General features: G+C 70.8%; 22 protein-coding genes. 7 read left to right on the plus strand and 15 right to left on the minus strand.

All coding sequences use genetic code 11. The features are described 5' to 3' along the window. Positions 1–26: 26 nt before the first annotated feature. The gene (locus ABGB14_RS43280; protein WP_347649703.1) at positions 27–977 is read right to left on the minus strand and encodes a TetR/AcrR family transcriptional regulator C-terminal domain-containing protein; all 951 of its coding nucleotides are present in this window, start codon (positions 975–977) and stop codon (positions 27–29) included. 109 nt (positions 978–1,086) lie between these two features. On the opposite strand from ABGB14_RS43280, the gene ABGB14_RS43285 reads away from it, so the two are divergent. After that, a complete protein-coding gene (locus ABGB14_RS43285) occupies positions 1,087–2,175 on the plus strand; it encodes an FAD-dependent monooxygenase (RefSeq protein ID WP_347649704.1) in 1,089 nt (362 codons plus the stop codon). A gap of 28 nt (positions 2,176–2,203) precedes the next feature. After that, positions 2,204–3,811: a DUF2207 domain-containing protein gene (locus ABGB14_RS43290; RefSeq protein ID WP_347649705.1), complete on the plus strand. Its 1,608-nt coding sequence runs from the start codon at positions 2,204–2,206 to the stop codon at positions 3,809–3,811. A gap of 50 nt (positions 3,812–3,861) precedes the next feature. Here ABGB14_RS43290 and ABGB14_RS43295 read toward each other — a convergent pair whose 3' ends face one another. Beyond that, entirely contained in the window at positions 3,862–4,776 is a 915-nt protein-coding gene (locus tag ABGB14_RS43295) for an asparaginase (RefSeq protein ID WP_347649706.1), read from the minus strand. 60 nt (positions 4,777–4,836) lie between these two features. Between ABGB14_RS43295 and dtd the strand changes: the two genes are divergently transcribed. Next, the gene (gene dtd / locus ABGB14_RS43300; RefSeq protein ID WP_347649707.1) at positions 4,837–5,262 is read left to right on the plus strand and encodes a D-aminoacyl-tRNA deacylase; all 426 of its coding nucleotides are present in this window, start codon (positions 4,837–4,839) and stop codon (positions 5,260–5,262) included. 43 nt (positions 5,263–5,305) lie between these two features. Here dtd and ABGB14_RS43305 read toward each other — a convergent pair whose 3' ends face one another. The 4 genes from ABGB14_RS43305 to ABGB14_RS43320 all read right to left on the minus strand — a co-directional run bounded on the left by ABGB14_RS43305 (position 5,306) and on the right by ABGB14_RS43320 (position 7,801). After that, positions 5,306–6,244, minus strand: coding sequence for a folate-binding protein (locus ABGB14_RS43305; RefSeq protein ID WP_347649708.1), 939 nt, complete (start codon positions 6,242–6,244; stop codon positions 5,306–5,308). 10 nt (positions 6,245–6,254) lie between these two features. Further along, positions 6,255–6,668 (minus strand): Fur family transcriptional regulator, encoded by a 414-nt coding sequence (locus ABGB14_RS43310; protein ID WP_347649709.1) that lies wholly within the window; start codon positions 6,666–6,668, stop codon positions 6,255–6,257. A gap of 343 nt (positions 6,669–7,011) precedes the next feature. After that, entirely contained in the window at positions 7,012–7,308 is a 297-nt protein-coding gene (locus ABGB14_RS43315) for a DUF2470 domain-containing protein (RefSeq protein WP_347649710.1), read from the minus strand. Positions 7,309–7,312: 4 nt separating this feature from the next. Beyond that, on the minus strand, positions 7,313–7,801 hold the full coding sequence (locus ABGB14_RS43320) for an FABP family protein (protein WP_347616930.1): 489 nt from the start codon (positions 7,799–7,801) through the stop codon (positions 7,313–7,315). A 24-nt stretch (positions 7,802–7,825) separates the two neighbouring features. On the opposite strand from ABGB14_RS43320, the gene ABGB14_RS43325 reads away from it, so the two are divergent. Further along, the gene (locus ABGB14_RS43325) at positions 7,826–8,188 is read left to right on the plus strand and encodes a DsrE family protein (RefSeq protein ID WP_347616931.1); all 363 of its coding nucleotides are present in this window, start codon (positions 7,826–7,828) and stop codon (positions 8,186–8,188) included. Here ABGB14_RS43325 and ABGB14_RS43330 read toward each other — a convergent pair. From ABGB14_RS43330 to ABGB14_RS43350, 5 genes are all read right to left on the minus strand, one after another. Continuing rightward, positions 8,182–8,979 carry a metalloregulator ArsR/SmtB family transcription factor gene (locus tag ABGB14_RS43330; RefSeq protein WP_347649711.1) on the minus strand — a complete coding sequence of 266 codons (798 nt, stop codon included), beginning with the start codon at positions 8,977–8,979 and terminating at the stop codon, positions 8,182–8,184. The genes ABGB14_RS43325 and ABGB14_RS43330 overlap by 7 nt on opposite strands. Positions 8,980–9,089: 110 nt before the next feature. Then, positions 9,090–9,803 (minus strand): glutamine amidotransferase, encoded by a 714-nt coding sequence (locus tag ABGB14_RS43335; RefSeq protein WP_347649712.1) that lies wholly within the window; start codon positions 9,801–9,803, stop codon positions 9,090–9,092. Further along, a complete protein-coding gene (locus tag ABGB14_RS43340; protein ID WP_347649713.1) occupies positions 9,793–11,022 on the minus strand; it encodes a MurT ligase domain-containing protein in 1,230 nt (409 codons plus the stop codon). The genes ABGB14_RS43335 and ABGB14_RS43340 overlap by 11 nt, the downstream gene beginning before the upstream one ends. 72 nt (positions 11,023–11,094) lie before the next feature. After that, the gene (locus ABGB14_RS43345) at positions 11,095–13,992 is read right to left on the minus strand and encodes an ATP-binding protein (RefSeq protein WP_347649714.1); all 2,898 of its coding nucleotides are present in this window, start codon (positions 13,990–13,992) and stop codon (positions 11,095–11,097) included. A gap of 167 nt (positions 13,993–14,159) precedes the next feature. After that, entirely contained in the window at positions 14,160–16,103 is a 1,944-nt protein-coding gene (locus tag ABGB14_RS43350; RefSeq protein WP_347649715.1) for a hypothetical protein, read from the minus strand. A 170-nt stretch (positions 16,104–16,273) separates the two neighbouring features. Here ABGB14_RS43350 and ABGB14_RS43355 point away from each other — a divergent pair, with 170 nt between their 5' ends. The 3 genes from ABGB14_RS43355 to ABGB14_RS43365 are packed head-to-tail and all read left to right on the plus strand — an operon-like array spanning position 16,274 to position 19,375. Beyond that, positions 16,274–16,936 (plus strand): hypothetical protein, encoded by a 663-nt coding sequence (locus tag ABGB14_RS43355; RefSeq protein WP_347649716.1) that lies wholly within the window; start codon positions 16,274–16,276, stop codon positions 16,934–16,936. Then, positions 16,933–17,580, plus strand: a complete 648-nt coding sequence (locus ABGB14_RS43360) for a hypothetical protein (protein ID WP_347649717.1) — start codon at positions 16,933–16,935, stop codon at positions 17,578–17,580. The genes ABGB14_RS43355 and ABGB14_RS43360 overlap by 4 nt, the downstream gene beginning before the upstream one ends. Positions 17,581–17,587: 7 nt before the next feature. Further along, positions 17,588–19,375, plus strand: a complete 1,788-nt coding sequence (locus tag ABGB14_RS43365; protein ID WP_347649718.1) for a hypothetical protein — start codon at positions 17,588–17,590, stop codon at positions 19,373–19,375. A 27-nt stretch (positions 19,376–19,402) separates the two neighbouring features. Here the strand turns inward: ABGB14_RS43365 and ABGB14_RS43370 are convergent, their stop codons facing one another. The 4 genes from ABGB14_RS43370 to ABGB14_RS43385 all read right to left on the minus strand — a co-directional run bounded on the left by ABGB14_RS43370 (position 19,403) and on the right by ABGB14_RS43385 (position 22,402). Continuing rightward, positions 19,403–20,644, minus strand: coding sequence for a hypothetical protein (locus tag ABGB14_RS43370; protein ID WP_347649719.1), 1,242 nt, complete (start codon positions 20,642–20,644; stop codon positions 19,403–19,405). A 203-nt stretch (positions 20,645–20,847) separates the two neighbouring features. After that, complete coding sequence (locus ABGB14_RS43375) at positions 20,848–21,153, minus strand: DUF1416 domain-containing protein (protein WP_132337667.1); 306 nt, start codon at positions 21,151–21,153, stop codon at positions 20,848–20,850. Then, complete coding sequence (locus tag ABGB14_RS43380) at positions 21,153–21,992, minus strand: sulfurtransferase (RefSeq protein WP_347649720.1); 840 nt, start codon at positions 21,990–21,992, stop codon at positions 21,153–21,155. The genes ABGB14_RS43375 and ABGB14_RS43380 overlap by 1 nt, the downstream gene beginning before the upstream one ends. Next, positions 21,989–22,402, minus strand: coding sequence for a DUF4395 domain-containing protein (locus ABGB14_RS43385; protein WP_347649721.1), 414 nt, complete (start codon positions 22,400–22,402; stop codon positions 21,989–21,991). The genes ABGB14_RS43380 and ABGB14_RS43385 overlap by 4 nt, the downstream gene beginning before the upstream one ends. Between the last annotated feature and the right edge of the window lie 192 nt (positions 22,403–22,594).

A 22,594-nucleotide genomic window follows, 5' to 3' on the forward strand; every position in this document is an offset into this window, starting at 1 on the left:
CCGATCTCCACTCAGCCGATCTCCACTCAGCCGATCTCCACTGCGAGGCCGTCGAGCAGCCGAGCCAGCCCGAACTCGAAGAGCCGGTCGAGCTTCAGGTCGAAGTCGCCGCCCATCTCGGCCAGCGTGCCGAGAAAAGCGGGATAGCGGCCGGACTCGGCGATCGCCAGCACACGGGCCTCCTGCCCGCTCATCCATTCGGCGTCGGTCATCCCGGTGTCGGCCCGTGCCTGCAGTTCCATGTCGAGGTTGGCCGCGATGCCCTGGACGTAGCTGTGCATCAGGACGACCACGTACATCCTGCTCGTGGCGTCGAGGCTGTCGCCCAGCTCCGCCAGTGCCCATTCGGTGTGGCTGAGCAGGGCGGGCGAGGGCAGCGGCCGGGTGAGGGGGGAGGTCCTGGCCATCCACGGGTGTTTGCGGAAGGCCGCCCACTGCAGGCGCGCGGACGTCTCCAGGCGGGCCCGCCAGCCGTCCGGGGCCTCCTCGGGCAGCGGGAACTCCCCGACCGCCGCGTCGATCATGAGTGTGAGCAGGTCGTCCTTGCCGCCCACGTGCCGGTAGAGCGACATCGTGGCCATGCCAAGACGGCCCGCGACGGCGCGCATGGTGAGCTCGGACAGCCCTTCGGCGTCGGCGATCTCGATGGCCGCGCGCACGATGCGCTCGCGGGTCGCGTCATGTCCTGGCGGCGCGGGCCGCTCCGCCCGTCCTGAACGTCCGGAGGGCCGCCCATCGCGCGGCTCCGCCCTCGCACGCCCGCGCGGCTCCGCCACGACCGTGCCGACGCGCGGCTCCGCGACCACCACCCCTTCCCTGGCCAGCAGGGCGAGCGCCTTCGAAGCGGTCGCCAGCGCCACCCCCCAGTCCCTGGCAAGCTGCCTGGTGGACGGCACCCGCTCTCCCGGACGCAGCTTGCCGTCGGCCACGCGCTGCTTGATGTCGGCCGCGATGCGCGCGTGGGGAGGAGTGGTCATCGGATCTCCTGTCCTAGTACAGATCTTCCCAGCATAGCCTTGTGAACAGCTGTATGTACTACGTACATTCACATCGCGTACGTCGTCAACGGCACAAGGGAGCACTGGCATGAAGGTTCTGGTTTCCGGCGCGAGCATCGGCGGGCCCGTCCTCGCCCACTGGCTGCGGCGATACGGCTGCGACGTGACGGTCGTCGAGCGGGCGCCCGCCCCCCGCAAGGGCGGACAGGCGGTCGACATCAGGGGCGCGGCCATCACGGTGATCGCGAAAATGGGCCTCCTCGACCAGGTCAGAGCCCGGAGGACGACCATGCGCGGCATGTCCATGGTCGACGGCGACGGCAACGAGATCATGCGCAGCACCAAGGGCACGCTCAGCGGCGGCAGCTTCGACAGCCCGGACGTCGAGATCACGCGCGACGACCTGAACGAGGTCCTCCTCGGCGCCACCGACGCCGGCTACCGTTACGGCGACTCGATCGCCGCCCTCGCCCAGGACGCCCGGGGCGTGGACGTGACGTTCGAGAGCGGCGAGCAAGAGCGCTACGACCACGTGTTCGGTGCGGACGGCCTGCACTCCAACGTCAGGCGCCTGGTCTTCGGCGAGGAGTCGCGGTTCGTCCACCACCTCGGCACGTACATCTCCTTCTTCACCGCCGACAACTTCCTCGGCCTCGACCACTGGCAGACCTGGCACAACGAGGACGGCATGGGAGCCGCGCTCTTCAACGACCACGACCCCGCCGTCATGCGGGTCGGCCTGGGCTTCTCCGCCGGCCCGATCCCCTACGACCACCGGGACACCGAGCGGCAGAAGCAGCTCGTCCAGGAGCGCTGCTCGGCCATGCGCTGGGAGGGGCCACGGCTGCTGGAGGCCATGTGGAAGGCCGACGACTTCTATTTCGACGCGATGGCCCAGGTGAAGATGGAGCGCTGGTCGGCGGGGCGGGTCGCGCTCGTGGGCGACGCCGGCTACTGCCCCTCGCCGATGTCGGGGCAGGGCACGAGCCTGGCCGTCGTGGGGGCGTACGTGCTGGCTCAGGAGCTCGCCGGCAACCCTGAGACGGCCTGCGACCGGTACGAGGAGCGCATGCGCCCGTTCGTCGCCCGGAATCAGGAACTCGCCACGGAGAACCCCGGCCAGGGCGCCGCGCCGGAGAGCGTTCAGCGGGCGGCTACCAGCATCACGCTGGACTAACAGGTCCGAACCGATACGATTTGCCGCCATGACGGGTATCAGGCTCACGATGGCAGCCCTCGCGGCCACCACTCTGACGTTGACCGCAGCCCCCGCCATGGCGGCGGAGGCCGGGATCACGGACGAGGTGACGATGACCCTCGGCAAGGACGGCACCCTGCACGTGGTCGAGAAGATCACGGGGGCGTCGGGGGGGCTCAAGCGCACGTTCATCACCAGGACCCGGTACGACGACGGCAACGACCGGCTCTACCAGATCTCCAACGTCAAAGGCGGCACGTACGCCGACGGCGTGCTCACCGTGACGGGCGGGACGGTCGAGTACGACGTCAAGGGCGCGGTGACGCCGTCGGGCAACGTCGAGGAGCTGCGCTGGTTCGCGGTGAACGGCTGGAACCAGCAGGTCGCCAAGGCGACGGTCAAGGTGAGCGGCCCCGGCCAGGTGCAGAACCTGTCCTGCTTCGCCGGCGAGCTGACCTCGGCGATCGGCTGCACCTCGGCGTCCATGGACCACACGGCCACCCAGGCGGACTTCGAGCAGGAGAACATCGCGCCGGGCGACGCGCTCACCGTGGTCGTCGGATACCCGAAGGGCTCCAGCACCGGGACCCCCATCCTGGAGAAGCGGTTCTCGCTGGCCGCCGCGTTCACCCTCGACCTCGTCACGGGCGGCGCCCTGGCCGCCCTGCTGGTCCTGCTGCTCGGCGGGTTCGGCCTGCTGTACTGGACCCGGGGCAGGGACGCCAGGGTCGTCGACCACGAGAAGGACTCCGTCAATCCTGTGCAGAACGGGCATTTCGCGCCGCCGGACGGGGTGCGTCCCGGCCAGATCGGCACGCTCGTCGACGAGCAGGCCGACGTGGTCGACGTGACGGCCACGATCGTGGACCTTGCGGTCCGCGGCTACCTGCGCATCGACGAGCAGCCCCGCCAGACGTACGACGCGCCCGACTGGATGCTCGTCAGGCTGCCCAGCGCGCCCGTCAACGCGCTCCTGCCGTACGAGCGGGCGCTCTACGACGCCATCTTCGACGGCCGTGACGCGGTGCTGCTGTCCCAGCTGTCCGGCTCGTTCACCAGCCACCTGGGCGAGGTGCGCGACGCGCTCTACGCGGACGTGGTCGAGCAGGGCTGGTTCGCCCGCCGCCCCGACACCGAGCGCACCAGGTGGACGACCATCGGCCTGGTGCTCATCGGCGCCGGCCTGCTGTCCACGGTGGCGCTGGCCTGGTTCACGACGTACGGGCTGCTCGGACTGGCACTGATCATCGCGGGCGGCGCGCTGGCCGTCGGCGGGCAGTACATGCCGGCCAAGACCGCCAAGGGCTCGGCGGCCCTGGCGCACACCATGGGCTTTCGCGAATATCTCTTCTCCGGCGAGCTGGGCGACGTGCCCGAACAGCACAGGGTGGAGCTGTTCTCCCGCTACCTCCCCTACGCCGTGATCTTCGACGGGGTGGAGCACTGGTCGCGCGTGGTGGCCTCGGTCACCGGCAACGGCCACCAGTCGGACAACCTCTACTGGTATCACGGCCCCGCCGAGTGGGACCTGTCCAAGTTCGCCGGCTCGATGCGCACGTTCACCACGACGACCTCCGGCGCCATCTCCGCCAGCCGCCAGTTCCGCACGCTCTGACGCGTACCGGACCGCGCACGCTCTGGCGGCGTGCCGGACCGCCACCTGCCTCAGCGCAGGCGGACCCGCAACTCGCCGACCGGGCGGCCGCCGCCGAGCACCGCAGGAGCGCCCAGCTCGGCCAGGTCGGGCGCGTCGAGGCCGAGCGAGCGCAGCGCCGCCACGGTGACGGCCACGCGGGCGCGCTGCGAACCGTCCTCGACCTTGACGGTGCCCGCCCGCCCGTCCTCGAACACGAACGCGTCGAACGCCTCCGCCCCCGCCTTCACCATGAGCCCGGGCAGCGCCCGCATGAGCGTGGCCTCGGGGCGGCCGGTGCCGGAGGTCCACTCGGGGTGGGCGCGCATCGCATCGAAGATCCTGCGTTCGTACGAGTCGGGAGACGACAGCGCGTACGCACGGAACGCCTTGGTCACCCCGAGCATCGAGACGTAGTGCAGCGGCGCCCCGCACCCGTCCACGCCGGTGGCCGCGATCCGCTCCCCGGTCAGCTCCTCCACCGTCTCGCGGATCGCACGCTGCAGCGGGTGCCTGGGTTCCAGGTAGGTCTCCGTCGGCCAGCCGTTCGCCACGCAGGTGGCCAGCATGGCGGCGTGCTTGCCCGAGCAGTTCATGTGGACGCGGCTCCGCTCGGTCACCGTCCTGTCGAACGGATGGTCCTCGGGGCAGCGCAGGGCCGTCTCCTCAAGCCCCGCCCCGGCGAGGATCTTCATGACGCCGTCGACGTGGAACGGCTCGCCCGAGTGGGAGGCGCAGGCCAGCGCGAGCAGCTCGCCCTCCAGCTCCAGGCCCGCGCGGAGCATGCCGAGCGCCTGCAGCGGCTTCAACGACGAGCGCGGCGAGGCCGGGACGTGCACCGCGCCGCGCGTCTCGATCAGGCGCCCTTCTGCGTCCACGGTCAGCATGCGCGCCTGGTGCGCGGACTCCACGAACCCCGACCGGACGACTTCCACAACCACCGACATGTCGCGACCCCTTTCGGGACGAGTCTACGGATGGTTCTTCCTGGTCCAGAATGGATGTCCATGCGAGCAGTCGTACAACGAGTGAGTTCGGCATCGGTGGAGGTCGACGGGCGGACGGTGGGGGCGGTCGCCGAGCCGGGCCTGCTCGTCCTGGTGGGCGTCACCCACACCGACACGCGCGCCGAGGCGGCCAGGCTCGCCGCCAAGCTGTGGGGCCTGCGCATCCTGCACGGCGAGAAGTCCTGCTCCGACGTGTCGGCGCCGCTCCTGGTGATCAGCCAGTTCACGCTGTACGGCGACGCGCGCAAGGGCCGGCGGCCCACCTGGCAGGCCGCGGCCCCAGGACCGGTCGCCGAGCCGCTGGTGGAGGCCGTCGTCACCGAGCTGCGCGCGCTGGGCGCCCACGTGGAGACGGGGATCTTCGGCGCCGACATGAAGGTGTCGCTCGTCAACGACGGCCCGATCACGCTCGTGCTGGAGGTCTGAGAGCCTCAGCCTCCCGAGCGGCGGAGCCGCCGACGTCCGGGGTTCAGCGGATCCGGCGGCGCAGCGACGGGTCGATGGTGACGTTGCGGCCCGCGTCAGGCGGCACGATGATCTCCTGCGAGGCGGCCACCCCGCCGGCCAGCAGCGGCGCGTCCACCGGCACGGTGCGTTTGACCACGGCCAGCGCGATCGGGCCGAGCTCGTGGTGGCGCGCCGCCGTGCCGACCACGCCGATCTCCTGGCTCTCGAAGATCACCGGGGCGCCGTGCGGGGGCAGTGTGTCGACGCTGCCGTCGAGGTGGAGGAAGACCAGGCGGCGCGGCGGATGCCCCAGGTTGTGCACGCGTGCCACGGTCTCCTGGCCGCGGTAGCAGCCCTTGGTCAGGTGGACGGCCGCGCCGATCCAGCCCACCTCGTGGGGGATGGTCTTGTGGTCGGTCTCGAACCCCAGCCGCGGCCGGCCCGCCTCGATCCTGAGCGCCTCATAGGCCCACAATCCGGCCACCGGCCTGCCCAGGTGCTCGGGCAGCTCGGCCCGCGGCACCAGGAAGTCCTCGCCGGCCGTGGACAGCACGGCCAGGTCGTCGACCCGCGACACCTCGACGCGCAGCATGAACCGCATCCGGTCGAGATAGTCGATCAGGCTCTGGGCGGTGCCCGGCTCGACGTGGGCGAGCACGCTCTCGCCGTCGTCGACCAGCGTCAGGTGGTGCTGGACGCGGCCCTGCAGGTCGAGGTCGAGCGTCTGGGTCCATTCGCCGGGGGTCAGCGCGTCGAGCTTCTGCGAGGTCAGGTCGTTGAGCCATTTCAGCCGGTCGGCGCCCGAGACGCGGATCACCTCGCGGTTGCTGCGGTCGACGACCGCCTCGCCCTTGGCCAGCGCGCGCTGCTCGGCGAACAGGTCGCCGTAGTGGGCGGCTACGTCGGAGTCCGGCTCGTCGGCGGCGACGGCGCCGGGAAGGTCGAGCAGAGGGCTACGCATGCCCTCCAGGCTATCGGCAGTTGCGGCAGCGCCCGAAGACGGTCAGGTGGTGCACGTCGGCGACGAACCCCAGCTCCTCGTCCAGCCCTTTGACCAGCCCGTCGGCCATCTCGGGACGCACCTCGATCACCTCGTCGCAGCCCCGGCACACCAGGTGCACGTGGTCGGCCTCGGCGGCCAGGTGGTAGGTCGGCGCGCCGTGGCCGAGATGGGTGTGGGTGACCAGGCCGAGCTCTTCGAGCAGCTCCAGCGTGCGGTAGACCGTCGAGATGTTGACGCCGCGGGCCGTTTCACGGACCTTGCCGCAGATCTCCTCCGGTGTGGCGTGCATCAGCTCCTTGATCGCCTCGAGGACGAGCTGGCGCTGGGGAGTCACCCGGTAGCCCTTGGCGCGGAGTTGCTCGTGCCACTGCGTCTCCGTCATGTCCCGAGTGTAAGGCGCGTGGCCGCTGGCTGCGGGCGGACGGCCGGACGGGGCCGGACGATATTCGCTTGCCCCTTCCGAGCCGGAGCACATAGCTTCGTTGGTACGCGGAAAGGAGGTGGTCCAAACAATGGTGATTCATAGTTGGGCTAGCGAGGTGGTTGTCCGCTAGCGCTGCGGACTTGTTGTCTCGTGGCGTTCGCGAATACGAGACAACCACCGGGGCCCCCGGCAGCCGGAGGGCGGGATGTGTCATCCCGACCATGGTCCATCCGGCCCGCCTGCTCGGCAGGCGGAGCGTCGCCCGGGGCCCTTCTTCATGTCCGGACCCGGTTCGCCCGGATCAGTGCGACCCCCGGGCCGGGATGCCCAGCTTGTCGCACGCGTCGCGATAGAGGCGGACGACGGCCATCCGCACCTGGGAGCGCTCGGTCAGCGTCTCGCCCCACGGCACCCGCACCCGCTCGCCGCCGTCCACCGTGAACTCGATGCCCTCGGCGTCGACGTCGCTCGTCACGGCGGTGGTCGCCTCCGGCCGGCCCGCGAGCCCGCGTACGATGATCAGCGCGTCGTCGGGGTGGTCGTCGTTCATGTGACTCTTGATCGCCTGAACGGCGGCGGGAGTGAATGGCGTGCTCATCGCCTCAAGCTACCTTCTTCAGCTCGGCGGACATGTGGTCCGTGAGCGGGTGTCCTACGGCGGCCATCTCGTAAGCCCACATGAGGTTGCCGTTGACGAGCCCGTAGAGCCGGTGACCCGCGGTGTACTCCTTCGCCGAGGAGGTGCGCGCGACCACGTCGGTGTACAGCTCGATCTTGTTGAAGACGACCTCCCCGAGGTAGATCTCGACGATGCCGGTGGGGTGCGACAGCACCACCTCGACCTGCCTGTCGGGCTGCGGCCGCCAGTAGCCCGACTCCGTGGCCAGCGGCCTGACCCGGTTGCCCGCGTCGTCGAGCAGCCACGTGCGGCTCACGTACGTCAGGAACGGCTTGCCGTTGTGCCCGAACTCGATCTCCTGCCCGAAGTTGAAGCTCTCGATCGTCGGATAGCCGCCCACGCCGGCGCCTTCCCACCGCCCCAGCAGGAACGCGATCGGCTCCAGGTCGGGGTGCACCTCAGGTTCTTCCATGCTCGGTAGTTTAGGGTGACGGGCATGGCACGATCTCTGGTGATCAAGGTGACCGCGGGAGCCGACGCGCCCGAGCGCTGCAACCAGGCGTTCACGGTGGCGGCCGCCGCGCTCGCGAGCGGGGTCCCCGTTTCCCTCTGGCTGACCGGCGAGGCGTCGTGGTTCGCGCTGCCGGGGCGGGCCAAGGAGTTCAGCCTGCCGCACGCCGCGTCCCTCAGCGACCTGCTCGACGCCGTGCTGGCCGGCGGCCGGGTGACGCTCTGCACGCAGTGCGCCGCCCGCAGGGAGATCACCGTCGACGACCTCATCGACGGGGTGCGCATCGCCGGGGCTCCGGCGTTCGTCGAGGAGGCGGTCGCCGAGGGCGCCCAGGCCCTCGTCTACTGACCGCTGCCCGCGGGGAGCGGCTCGCCGGTCTCCAGCAGGGTCTTGAGGCTGGAGACCAGCTCGGGCCAGCCTTCGCTGACGGCGTCGCGCACGACGCTGTCCGGCGGGAAGCCGCCGTGCACGACGGTCAGCTTGACCATCTCGCCGGCCTGCTCGACCTCGAAGGTCACCGTTGACCTGGGCTCCGCGGCCATCGCGGCGCGGCTCTCGCCGCTCAGGCCGACACTTTCCGCGAACTCGGGCGTGAAGGTGTGCCAGGTGTAGGCCAGCCGGCGCGGCGGGTCGGCCTCCAGCACGACCTGTCCGGGGTCCTTGATCGTGACGCCGAGCTGTTTCCAGGTCACGGCCGATCCGGCCGTCCAGTCCGATTCGAGCTCGACGCCCCAGTAGCGCTTGGTGAAGGCGGGCTCGGTCAACGCCTGCCAGAGGCGTTCTGGCGTGGTCCTGATGTATGTCGTGTAGACGAAGTCGTGGCTCGTCACGGGGGTGTCCTCCAATGCCGTCTTGAGGTCGGTCAGGGCGCCGGCCCGGTGGCGGTCGTACCTGTTGATCCAGCGGTCGGCGAGTGCGTTGATCGGCACGGCGTTGAGGTAGTGCAGCTTCTCCCGGCCGCGCCACACCGTGGTCACCAGGTTGGCCGCCTCCAGCACGGCCAGATGCTTGCTGACCGACTGCCTGGCCATGTCGAGCTCGGCGCACAGCTCGCGCAGGGTCTGCCCGCTGCGCGCGTTGAGACTGTCCAGCAACCTGCGCCGGCCGGGGTCGGCCAGCGCCTTGAACACCTCGTCCATGTTCCGCCGCCCCACATTCATGCAGCCCGTTGGCTGCCTTTTTACGATAGGCAGCCAACGGGCTGCATGTCAATGGCCGAGCACGCGGCGCAGCGCCCTCAGGACGGAGGTCAGCCCGGCAGGACGGCCGCGAGGCGTTCCTGGCGGAGGGCTTCGTAGCGGGAGTCGTCGAGCGGCGCCAGATCGCCCACGCACCACGACAGCAGCAGGTCGGCCAGCGCCGGGTTGCGGGCCAGGGCGGGCCCGTGGAGGTAGGTGCCGACCACGTGCCCGGTGTAGCAGCCTTCGAAGCCGTCACCGTTGCCGGTGCCCACCAGCGTCTTGGACAGGGGCTTGACCCCCGGACCGAGGTGGGTGACGCCCATGTGGTTCTCGAAGCCGGTCAGCGTGGGCAGGTTGAGCGCGGCGTCGACCTCCGCCACCAGCTCGCCCACCGCCCGCGCGGGCCCGCGGGAGCTGGAGAGGTCGAGCAGCCCGATGCCGTCCACCGGCTGGCCTTCCTCGCCGCCGAACGTGCTGCCCATGATCTGGTAGCCGGCGCAGACCGCCAGCAGGACCGCGCCGCCGGCGATGGCGCGGTGCAGGCCGCCGTCCCTGCGCAGGCGCTCGGCGGCCAGGATCTGGGGGCGGTCCTCGCCGCCGCCGATGAGGTAGAGGTCGCCGGTCTCCGGGACCGGATCGGCCGAGCGTACGTGGACCGTCTCCGTCTCGATGCCCCGCAGCTGCGCCCGCCGCTCCAGGACGAGCACGTTGCCCTGGTCGCCGTAGGTGCTCAGCAGGTCAGGGTAGATCCAGACGATACGCAGGGCGCTGTCAGACGGCACGACCGAACTCCGATCGGATCTGCTGGAAGGCGGTGTAGTTGGCGATCACGTCGACCCGGCCGGGCGGCTGCATGGCCAGCGCCTCGGTGAACGTGTCGCACAGCATGAACGGCACGTCGGCCACGTCGAGCCGGAGCGCCAGGTCGAGGCGGCGCTGGCCGGTGACGAACACGGGCCGGCCGCGCAGGATGCGGTAGTCGACGTCCCACAACCACGAGGTGTCGCGGCCGTCGGGACCTTGGGCGTTGACCGACAGGATGATCGGCAGCTGCGGGTCGGCGACGTCGAACGCCTCCAGCCAGCCCGCCGGGTTCTTCGACAGCAGCAGCCGCGCGTAGCGGCCGTCACGCTCGACCGTGGTGTAGCGTCCAGCGACCGAGGTGACCTCGCGCAGCCGGGGCAGCGCCCGCTCCACCGGCACCCCGAACGCGTCGGCCACCGCCAGCGCCATCACGGCGTTGGAGCGGTTGGCCGCGCCGGGCAGCTGGACGTCGAGCAACCACCGCTCGCCGTCAGGGCCGACCGCCATGTCGTCGTCGACCGCCCACTGCGGCTCCGGCCGGTGGAACGTGCACTCGCGGCACGCCCAGTCGGCGTCCTTGCGGTCGAGCGGGCCGCCGCACTCGGGGCAGCACCAGGAATCTTCCTTCCACCGCTGGCCCCCGGCGACCCAGGTGACCTTGGCGGCCGTGGAGGCGCCCCAGGTGACGAGCGGGTCGTCGCAGTTGGCGATGACGTGGGTGGGCTTGCCCGACAGCGCCCTGCGCCACTTCTGCGCGAGCAGCCAGATCTCGGCGGCGCGGTCCATCTGGTCGCGGCTGAGGTTCATCAGGCAGACGACGCCCGCCCCGGTGGTGTCGAGCACCTCGGGCAGGTATTTCTCGTCGACTTCGAGCACGCCGTAGGGGGCGCCCTTGTGCTGGGAGAGCGCCGAGACGTGGCCGGCCGGCATGTTGGCCCCGAACGCGTTGGTGGCCACCTCTCCGAGCTCCAGAAGCGCCGAGGTGACCAGCCTGGTCGTGGTCGTCTTGCCGTTGGTCGCGCTGATCAGCGCCAGCTTGCGGTCGCGGGCCAGCTTGCGCAGCAGGTCGGGCTCGAGCAGCAGCCCGACCCGGCCGCCGATCACCGAGCCGTCACCGCGCCCCGTCATCCTGGACAGCGTGGCGGCACTGCGGCCCAGGGCACTGGCGAGCTGCGCCCGCAGAGGAAGCTGGGTCATGTGCATGGATCCTAGTCGTGGTTGGCCCCTTCGCCCGCCCACGCGGCGGAAAACGCGGCCCGGCAGCACACCTCAGGGGGTCGGGACCGGAGCGGGTGACGCGGCCGGCGGTTCGGCGAAGGCGATCTCCGGGACGCCGCCGTGGTCGAACGGCAACACGAAGCGGCGCGGCCACGACAGCACCCCTTCCAGCCATCCGGCCCCCATCGTCTGCGCGACGTGCCGGATCCGGGCCGACGACTCGATGCCGATGGCGACCGTCATGACGTCCCGCTGCACGGACTCGTTCTCGTCGTCCCCGAGGATCACCCGCCAGGCCAGCTCCCGGTTGCGGTCCACCTCCATCGACAGCGGGTGGTGGCGCAGCGCCTTGGCCCGGTGGCCGAGCAGCTCGGTCGGCGCGAGGTCGCCGACGCCGTTGCCGTTCGGCTGGCGGAAGAGGGCGTACTCCATGGGCGGCGCCGGGGTGCGCAGGTCGGGAGCCGGGCGGCCGTACGGGAAGAGCCGGTCGACCTCGTGCAGCCAGCGCACCTGCGGGATGACCCATGACGCCCCCGGCCGTTCGCCGCCGTTGTCGAGCGCGGACAGCAGCCGCGTGGCCGTCTCCGCGGCCTTCTCCGTCAGCAGCGCCGGGTCGAACCAGCTCCGCAGCGACCAGGCGCGCCGCTGCACCGAGCGCTCGATCAGGGTGGCCAGCAGGCACTCCCTGCGCCGCGCCGGCAGGTCGGCCCAGACGGCCGACAGCGCGCGCGGCACGCCGGGCAGCGGCCGGTTGCTGACGAACGCGAGGACGACCGTCTCGCACCAGATGCGCAACCAGGCCCACTCGGGCGCGTCGGCGAGCACGTCGGCCTCCCGCAGCTCGACCAGCGTGCACGCCTGCCCGGTGCGGCACTGCTTGCCGCAGGCCGCCGACCTGCGGCCGCGGATGGGCGGCGGCGGTCCCGGCAGGACCTTCTCCCTGGACTCCCCCAGCGGCACGCGCACCCGCAGCGGCCGGTCCATGCCGTCCGCGAAGACGGCAGCCGAGCCGGGCTGCAGGGAGACCACGTGACGGGACTGCTCGTCGCTGAGGTTCATGGCGGCGCCGACGAGCTTCCTGTCGTCCTCGGCGGGCAGCCGGTGCACGACCTTCAGCGCGGTGTTCTTGACGACGTCGGAGATGAGCTTGGTCGGGATCTGCTCGGCGACCACGATGCCCTCGCCGTACGCCCTGATCTCGGCGAGCAGGCCGGCCAGCAGCTCGACGGCGTGGGTGGAGGCCCGGCCGTGGCCGCGGTCGCGCAGCAGCCGGTGCGCCTCCTCGATCACGATGACGTGCCGCAGCTCGGGCGACTTCTCCCGCCTGGCCCGCATGCGCAGGTGCTCGACGATCCTGATGATCAGCGTGCCCATGAGGAACGCCTTGTCCTCGTCGTTGGCGACGTCCTCGATGGCCAGCACGACGTCGCGCTCCAGCAGGCCGCCGATGTCGGCGGGGTGGCCGCCCTCGAAGAAGCGGCCGGCCGAGCCGACGCGCAGGGAGCGCAGCCGCAGCGAGATGAAGCCCTCGACGTCGGCCTGGACCTCGCGGCCGTAGCCGATCTCCTTGATGACGTCCATGGCGTGCTGCTGGAGTTGTTCGAGGGTGGGGACGCTGGGCGGGACGTTCGCGCCGGGGACGGCGCCGCCCGTGACGACGTCCCAGCCGGTGGCCTCGTAGACGCGCTGCAGGGCCAGCGACATGATCTGCGGGAACGGCTCCTCGGCGTCGAACGCCGCCATGAACAGCGCCCTGACCATGTCGATGTGGGCCTGGACGGGGTAGCCGGGCTCGGGTTCGAGCGGGTTGATGCTGAACGGCACGCCGTCGGGCGCCGACGGGTTGATCACTGTGAGGGGGTCGTCGATGCGGCCGGCCATGGCGGCGTACTCGGACTTGGCCGGCTCGATGGCCAGCCAGGGGATGCGGGCCCTGCTGAGCTGCTCCAGCAGGTGCCTGACGGTCTGCGACTTGCCGGAGCCGGTCGCGCCCGTGATGAACGCGTGCCGGTTGAGCGTGGCCAGCGGCACCTGGAACGTGCCGACGCCCCTGTCCTGACCGTCGAGGATCTCGCCCAGCTCCAGCTCACCCGCGTCGGCCTCGGACGTCACGTCGAAGAAGCCCGAGTCGAGCACGCGCACCCCCGGCACCTCCCGCCGGGGCAGCCCGGCCAGCGCGGCCAGCGCCCCCGCGGTCGCGGCGAACGGGGCCGCGGCCCCGTCGGCCGGGTCCTGCATGGTGATGGCGAGGGCCTCCGACAGCGCGTGGACGGCGCCGTGCGAGCTGCGCAGCCGGTACGGGTGGTGGCTCATCTCGACGGACCCGACGAGCACGGGCGCGATCTGCCGCAGCTCGTCCGCGGTGGCGCCGCCGGCCAGCACGCGCACGTTCCAGAGCCCCGCCTCGCGGAAGGCGTCCAGTTCCTGCATGCGGCGCTCGGCGCGCTCGGCGTCGAAGCGGGAGCGCTCGGAGGCGTCGCCGTACTGCCTGAGCACGTTGAGCTGGGTACGCAGGTGCGCCACCTCGGCGTCGAGCAGGTCGGTCGGCTCGGCCACCACCAGCCACGCGAAGGGCCGCGACATCAGCGTCACCAGCGTCGACTCGAACAACGTCGGCCGTTTCAGCTCGTCGGGGTCGAGCTCGGACAGCTCCCGACCCCTGCCGCCCAGCGGGGGCGCCTGCCGCCCCGGGCACGGCGTCCACACCAGGTCCGCCAGATCGGCGAGGTACTCCTCGTCGAGCTGCACGCCGCGCGCCCCGCCAGGGAACAGCAACGGTTGCGGCCCGCTCGGCCGGCCGGGCGCGTCGGTGGACCTGCGCGGCTGGCGCGGCGGCGAGAGCGGGCCCGCGTTCGTGATGAGTTCCAGCGGTGCTCCGGACCCTCTGGACAGCCACCCGATGACGAACGGCCGGTCGCGCTGCGCCGCCGACAGCACCGCGGGAAGCACGGTGACGAAATCCCATTCCGCCGACGAGCTTCGCGAGGGTGCTGCGATCGACTGGATTCGGTACCAGGGTCCGCTCAGCGAGACGCTCGGCTGCATTTCATTCCCCCACAGACGGTTCTTTGTTAAATTCCGTCAACCGTCAGCTCGTCGCCTTGACATTGACCATGTCATTGCCTGCCCTTGCGCCAGTCCAGGCGTGGCGGTGGTGGTCCGAGGTTCGGAGGGGGCTCTCCGTCGCCGTCCTGGGCGCTGGGGTCGAGCGCGAGCACGGCGTCGCGTACGTGCTCCAGCTCGCCGAGCGTCGTCTTGGGAAAGGCCAGGATGGCCGGGTTGGCGTCGGCGAGGCGGACGCGCCTGCCCTGGGCGGTCGCGTCCGTGACGATCACGGACGTCGTGGGCAGCTGCTGGAGCTGGTGCGGCTCGACCAGGAACTCGCGCGAGCGCTGCAGCACCCGCTCCTTCTCCGAGATCTTGTCGGCGGTCCTGCCCCACTCGGTCGACTCCGTGATGTCGCCGGCGAGGTCGTGGCTCTCGTCGCGGTCGTCCCTGGCGTCCTCCACCTGCGCGACCGTGGAGATGTAGCCGCCGTTGAGCCCCGGCAGCGAGTCGCTGATCGTCTCGGTGAGCTGTGCCAGCTCCAGCCGGTGCTCGGTGCCGACGTGCTCGCTGGCTACCCGGGCGTCCTCGGCGTTGCCGAGCCGCATGAACGCCACCGCGGCGTGCCCGCGGCCCAGCCGCTCGCGTACGGCCGGGGTGAGCGACCTGTACGTCAGCACGAGCCCCGTACGCGAGGTCTCGCAGGCGTCCATCAGCCGGTCGAGCACGTCGCCCCTCAGCTTGTCCGCGCCCGCCACGATGATCGTGTGATACCAGGGCCGGTCGGAGGCGGGCGACTGGCGCAGGATGTGGGTGAGCGCGGTGGCCACGTACGTGCCGAGCACCCGGTTGCCGAACATGCCCGCCTGGCGGTCCATGCTCACCACGCGGAGCCTGGCGGGCGGCAGGCGTACGGCCTCCGTGCCGAGCGACTCCAGCTTGCGCAGCTGCGACTCCAGCGCCCAGGCCCGCTCGATCACCACGCGGTCGCTCACCCCGCGGCCGAACAGCGTGCCGATGCGCTCCAGCTGCGTCGCGGTGATCAGCCCGAACCTCAGGTCGTCGCGCGGGTCGCCCACCTGCGCCAGCGCCCGCAGCGCGGCCGTGACCTGGCTGATCGTGGCGTTCTCGCCGAGCACCTCGAGCACCCGCTCCAGGATCGCGTTGTCGAAGCTGAGGTCGCGCGTGCTGCGGTGCTCCTCGCTCACGCTCACCACGTGCGCCAGCACGTCGGCGAACGCCTCGGGCTTGAGCGTGGCGCCCAGGTCGAGCTTGGCCAGGTCGACGGGGAGCACCCAGACCAGCGGGTCGTCGCCGCCCTTGCGGGCCAGCTCGATCAGGTCCTTGGCGATCGCGCCCTCGGACAGGTCGAGCACGGTCAGGTGGCCGCCGCTGTAGAGGCGGGTAGCCCCGAGCAGGGTGACCAGCGCCGACCACCCGGGTAACGTGCCGCCCGCCACGTCGATGCGGTCGAGCTCGTCGGGCACGGCGACGGCGTACCAGGTGAGCTGCTTGTCGTGGCGGTCCTTCTGCTCCTGCCACTCGCGGTAGCGCTGGGCGTGCTCCTCCTGCGCGCGGAACAGCTCCCTGTCGCGTTCGCGGCGCTGGCGCTCGTCCTCGGCCTGCTGCTCGAGCACCCGGTGTTTCACCGCCCTGTCGCCCTGCAGCAGCGCGAACGTGCAGATGCCCGCCACTCCGCCGGCGGCGACCAGGCCGAGCAGCGCGAACGACCACGCGAGGTAGCCCGCCACCGCGGCGGCCAGGATCAGCGCGACCACCACCAGCATGGACCTGCGGAAGCGGCGTACGGGCAGGTTGAGCATGTCCTCCTGGCGGCGCTCGCGGCGCAGGAGTTCGAGCCGGGCGGGGTCGTCCTCTCCGGCGGTGGGCTGATCCTCGACGGGGGACGGACGCTTCGGGGGCGGGCCCGGGTCGGGATGCAGCAGGATGTACTGCCAGCCCAGGTAGATGCGGTCCGCCTGGAGCTGGGCATGCTCGGGATGCACGTCCGCCACGTGACCCTCCGGCCGCCGATATGTCATTTGGAGTTGGGGTCAGCCCTTTCCGTTCCGTGCCAGCGTATGAGTTACAACCCCCGCAGGGGCAGGGTTTCTCGGCAATTCGACCACTCCGATGGGAGCATTGCGGCAGATGAGACAAGCGAGACCTATTACCATCCTTATTCATGACGGAACCCTCCGGCGGCAGCAGTGACAGGGCCAGACGCCCCGTAGTGGTGCCCGCACTCGCGCTGACGGCTTTCACGGCCGTCGGCATCACCGCCCTGCTCGGCGGTCTGCGCGAGGCCCCGGAAGAGCCGGAGGCGCTGGGCCCCGGCGCGGTGATCGACCAAGGCCAGTTCGTCACCAAGGTCGTCGGGTCCCGCGTGACGGTGGAGCCCGCCCGGAACCGGTTCGAAGAGGACAAGCGGTTCGTGGACGTGGTCTTCGACGTCAAGAACAACGGCGACGAGACCGCCCCGGTCGGTGTCCCGCCCCAGAAGATCGAGTCCGCCTTCACCCTCGCGTCCTTCGCCGGCTCGCTCGTCAAGATCGACCCCGTCTTCCCCCAGGACGCCGGCCCCTACGTCTTCGCCAGGAGCAAGGGAGACGAGACCCGCCAGCTCCACCCCGGGATCACCAGCCAGGTCGTCCTTCGCTACCGGCTCAAGGACACCGAACAGCCGCCGCAGAAGATCACCCTCGACGTGGCCGCCTTCGAGTGGGAATCCGACTTCAACAACGTCACCCCGCGCTGGAAGATGGTCGCCACCGATGTAGGCGACAAGTGGCTTCCCGAGATCAAAGCCCGGGTGACCCTGTCGGTCAAGGAAGGTGACGCAGCGTGACCGACACACAGCAAAGATCATCCGCGCCGCCCGCCCGCCGCGGCCGGCGAGCCGGACGCCGGCCCGCCGGCACCTCGCGGCTGCTCAGCGCCCTCGTCGGGCTCGCGCTGGCCGGGGCCGCCATCATGCTCCAGACCGCCTACCTCGACGAGGGCGAGCTGAACCTGCCGCTGACCTACGTGGGCGACAAGGGCGAGGACGTGGACGCCAAGCGGTTCACGGTGCGGGTCGATTCGTACGTGAGCGCCAAGTCGATCCAGAACGACAGCAACGAGACCATCGGCACCGACCACCTCTTCCTCGTCGTCAACGCCTCGGCCAAATCCAGCCTCAAGCCGTACAAGCTGGGACAGCCCGTGCTGATGACCGAGGACGGCAAGAAGTTCAGCGCCACCGACCGGGTGGACAGCTCGCAGACCCTCTCGAACGTGTGGGTGCAGCCGGACATCTGGGTCAGCGGCCGCTACTTCTTCGAGGTGCCGGCGTCGGCGCTGCCCGGAGCGCGGGTCGTGTTCGCGATGCCCCAGACCTTCATCGTGGAGTCGTACCAGCCCGAGGTCGAGGTGGACCTCGGCCTGGACGAGGCGGCCGCGCGCAAGCTCGCCGCCTCGCCCCAGGACGTCTTCTCGACGGCCAAGAAGTGAGCGCAGGATGAGTACGAACGACGAGCGCAACTGGTTCGCCCCGAGGAACGACCGGCGCCGCGAAGAGGACCCGCCGCCTCCGCCCAGCCAGACGACCCCGGCGGGGCTCGGCACCCACTCGGGCCGCTTCCCTCCCGGGCAGGTGATCCCGCTCGAAGAGGGCATGTATCCCGACCTCACTTCGGGCGAGGGCGCACGCCGCAGCCCCGAGGAGACGGCCCCGGTGCCCAGGGTGCCGTCGGGTCCGCCTCCTGAGACCGCCCCAGTGCCCAGGGCGCCGTCGGGTCCGCCTCCTGAGACCGCCCCGTTGCCCAGGGTGCAGGGAACCCCCGACGGGGAGACCGCGGCCGTGCCGCGGCTGCCGTCGGCGGGCGAGGTGCCGCCCCGCCGCGAGAGGCCTGCCCCTCGCGGCGGGCGTCGCAGCCGCGAGGCGCCGCCGTCCGGCTACGGCACACCACCCCCGGGACAGCAGCCACCACCCAGCCCCGGCTCCCCCTACGGACAGGAACCGCCCGGCCAGAGCCCGCCTTTCGGGCAGGAACCGGCCGGCCAGGGTTCGTTGTTCGGCGCGGGCGGGCGCGCCGGGCAGGGCGGTGGCGTGTCCGAACAGGACATGCACCCCGAACAGGGCATGCGTCCGGGGCGGAGGGCCGCGCGGGGGGTGCACGGACAGGCGGCGTCCCCACGGCATGGGATGGCGAGTGCTCCTGGCATGCCCCAGAGCCGGGCCCGGCATCGGCATCCGGACCAGCAGGTCTGGCCCCCCGCCTCCCGCGAGCCGCAGGAGGGCCTCACGCAGCCGCTGCCGGCCGTTCCGTCCACCGCCGACCAGCCGCCGTCCCCGTACGACCAGCCCTCACCGTACGACCAGCCCTCGTACGACCAGCCCTCGCCGTACGGCGGCTCTCCGGCCGGATCGCCGCCTCAGGGCGCCTCTGGGGCGGCGCAGGCCGCCGCGGGCGCCGGGGCGGCAACGGCCGCCGCGTCTCATGCTGCCGGGCCAGGCGGGTTGCCCGAGCACGCGGACCCCGCGGCCGGCGCGGCATCGGCCGCGCTCGCCCAGCACCGCACGCCCCATCCCGACGATCCCCAGAGCGGGCCCCAGAGCGGGCCCCAGAGCGGGCCCCAGAGCGGTTCGCCGGGTGGCTCCCGGAGCGAGGCGCGTGAGAGGGCGCAGGACGGCGCTCGGGGCAGGACGCGAGCGGGCGGCGGGAGGCGTTCGGCGCGGGGGTCGCGCAAGCGCAAGGTCCTGATCGCCGCCGGGGCCGTGGTCGTGTCGCTGCTCTCCATGGGCGCGCAGACCGTCGACGGCTACCTGTTCTACGAGAAGGTCTCCGCGCAGGAGACCAAGGAGGTCGTCGTGGCCGCCGGCCAGGCGGGCACCGTCCACGACATCGAGTGGACGGCCTCGGTGGCGCCCATGAAGGCGCCCGCGGGCAGCAAGCACGGCCCCGAGGTCACCTGGCTGAAGGTGGGCATCACCAAGAAGGTCGTCAACGAGTCGAGCGCCACCATGACGGCCCTGCCCTACGACATCAGGCTGACGGACCGCGCGGACCGTACGTGGACCGTGGAGCTGCAGGACGGCGAGCGGCCGACGGACCGGCTGGTCGTGGGCAGGACGTACAAGATCGACGGTGTGGCCATCGTGCCGACCCCGGTGGCGAACGAGGTCGAGATCTCGTTCAGGCCGAGCGGCTACCGTTCCGACACGCCGGTGGACGACCTGTTCGACAGGGAGGCCATGGAGAAGGCGGAGAAGGACGACACGGTGCTGCGGTTCCGGCGTCGCTGAAGTCGCTCGCCCAGAGCGGCCCGAGGGTCAGGCGTCGCTGAGCCGCTCGCCCCTGGCGCGGGCTCTGGTGGCCGCGATGTCGAACGTGGCCGCCAGGAGCGCCATGGTGAGCACGGTCGTGATCATCTCGCGCAGGAAGCCGACGGGCGGCCCGGCGAAGGCCCACGTCCATTCCGCGCGCGAGCCGATGAGGGCCCGCAGCCCCCGGTCGCCGTACTGGGCGGCCACCGAGATGGCCACGTAGCACAGGCACAACATGCCGAAGAGCGGCGCGCCGCCGTTGAAGACCATCCGCAGGGAGTTGGCCAGCGGCACCCAGCGGTCCCTGAAGCCGGCGGTGACCTGGTCGAACGACTTCTTCGTGAGGTCGTGGCTGGACTCGATGCGGTCCACGCCGCGCTCCAGGCGGGTGCCCTTGAACAGGGTTCGGGTCTCGTCGGAGAAGGCGCCGTAGACGAGCATGGCCACGGTCAGCCAGGCCAGCGGGACTGCGATCGCGTCCAGGAACAGCGGCCAGAACTCGCTGAACGTGCTCGTGATGCCGTCCCACAGCGGCACGTTCTTCTGCGCCTCGGACCAGACCTCCTTGGACCCGGCGACGACTGTGCGGTGCTCCATCCATTCGGAGCGCGCGTCGGCGATGGCGACGGTGGCGTTCAGCCCGTAGAACATGAACGCGAACTCGGAGAAGGCCGCGGCGAAGCCGTAGAACCCGGTCTTGCCCTGCTCCACGAGCTTCGCGAAGAGCGTCTTCAGCCCGAACATGACGACCATCGCGCCGAGCGACACGCGCCAGTCGAGGTCGACGAGGCCGCGGCCGACCTGCGAATCCTCCCCGAACCAGGATGCGTCCGTCATTTCGTTGAAGTTGTGGAACAGGTCCATCTGGTAGATGTCCCTGGCGTCCTCGGTGTGGAATCCCCACGCCAGGTAGATCACGGCGAAGGCGGGGGCGACCCGGTCCAGCGTACGGAAGAAGCGCTCGTCGGCCACGCCCTCGTCGGCCCTGGCGCGCATCTCCCACAACGCGTTGCGCAGGCAGTAGAGCATGCCGGCGATGACCGTCACCGCGGACATGACGACCAGCGTGAGCAGGGTCATGACGGCCACCAGCCGGAGTTGCCGGAAGTCGCCGTAGGCCACCTCGGTGGCGGCGTACATCAGCACGAAGCGCACCAGCTCGCCGGCCGCGAACCAGAAGACCAGCGGCATGGCGCATCTGCCCACGAGCCGTAGCGTGTGCAGGGGCAGCGAGTACGGCGACGGCATCCGCTGAGCCGGCGTAGGCCCAGGTCGGGGCGGATCCATCACACCTGTCGAACCGGACATCTGTCGAATCGTATCGGTCTGTCCCTTCTGCCGCAGCCGCAACTCCCTGATTGCGTGCACGAGCAGTTCCAGGGTGGTGACCCCGGGGAGCACACGCGCGAAGGCCCGCGTCATGAAGACGCGGGCCTCACGGGAGAACGGGCTCAGACAGCCACGGCGAGCTGGGCGACCTCGCCCAGCTTGGCCTCGACCTGGACGTCGCGGGTGACGCCGCCGCCCGCGATGATGCGTACGGTCCAGTCGCCGGGAGCGGCGAAGAACCGGAAGACGCCGTCGTCGGAGACCACGACCTCGCCGGTGAACTCGCCGGACCCGTCGAGCAGGCGGGCGTAGGCCGTGCCGGCGCCGGTCACCACACCCTGGATCACGGCCTGGTTGGACAGATCGATCCCGGCCGGCAGCGCGATCGTCTGCTCCGGCGCTCCGCAGCCCTGTGCAGCGCTCGTCATCAGCGGGCCTCCCCCAGCTCGATCGGCACGCCCACGAGCGAGCCGTACTCGGTCCATGAACCGTCGTAGTTCTTCACGTTGTCCTGCCCCAGGATCTCGTGCAGGACGAACCACGTGTGCGCGGAACGCTCGCCGATGCGGCAGTAGGCGATGGTGTCCTTGCCGAAGTCGACTCCGGCCTCGGAGTAGAGCGTGCGCAGGTCGTCGTCGGACTTGAACGTGCCGTCGTCGTTGGCGGCCTTGGACCACGGGATGTTGCGGGCCGTGGGCACGTGGCCGCCGCGCTGGGCCTGCTCCTGCGGGAGGTGCGCGGGAGCGAGCAGCTTGCCGGTGAACTCGTCGGGCGAGCGCACGTCGACCAGGTTGAGCTTGCCGATGGCGGAGACCACGTCGTCGCGGAAGGCGCGGATCGCGGTGTCCTGCTCGCTGGCGACGTACTGGGTCTTGGGCCGCTGGGGCACGTCGCGCACCAGCTCGCGGGAGTCGAGCTCCCACTTCTTGCGGCCGCCGTCGAGCAGCTTGACGTTGTCGTGGCCGTAGAGCTTGAAGTACCAGTAGGCGTAGGCGGCGAACCAGTTGTTGTTGCCGCCGTAGAGAACGACGGTGTCGTCGTTGGAGATGCCGCGGTCGGAGAGCAGGGCCTCGAAACCGGTCTTGTCCACGAAGTCGCGACGCACCGGGTCCTGCAGGTCCTGCTGCCAGTCGACCTTCACGGCGCCACGGATGTGGCCCTTGTCGTAGGCGCTGACGTCCTCGTCGACCTCGACGAGAACGACTCCGGGGGTGTCGAGGTTGGCCTCGACCCAGTCGGCGTCCACCAGGGCGGCGGAGCGGCTCATTGGGATACCTCCATGTTGGCAGCGGGCGTTAGACGACGAATGAGCAGGTACATCTCGCAGCCGAGGCAGAATCCGAAGGCTGCGTTGAGGAATGCGGCGAGGAGAGCCGCGGCCGTGGCCACCAGGGCCAGCGGCACGATCCCGGTGAGGAACCCGACCAGGCCCGCGACCGCGAAGACCAGCCCGGCCAGCTGCGCGAAACGCGGCGGGCGGGCGTCTTCCGTCTCCTTGGGCGCGCTCTTGACGAACGCCTTGAAAAGCATCACGTAGGGCGAGCGGCCGGCGACTCCGAGCGCGAAGACCGCTGTCTGGGCGCCGAGGAGCCAGACGCTCTCCGTCACCAGGACGGAGAACAGGACCAGCGTGGTGATGGCCGCGCCGAAACGCAGCGCTCTAGGGTCGGCACGCATCGTGGGATGCTCCTGAAGGGGTCGACTGGAGCGGATCGGATATCCGCGAGATCGTCCTCAGGCAGCGCGACAGAGCGCGGTGGCGACGCGGCAGAAGTCAACCGCACGCCGCTTCGTCAGCAGCTCTGTCGATGGGTTCATGCCCATGACCCTACTCGGCGTCTCGTCATCTGTCACTTCTCGTCCGGTTAT

Source organism: Nonomuraea sp. B10E15 (genome assembly GCF_039871615.1).
Lineage (GTDB): Bacteria > Actinomycetota > Actinomycetes > Streptosporangiales > Streptosporangiaceae > Nonomuraea.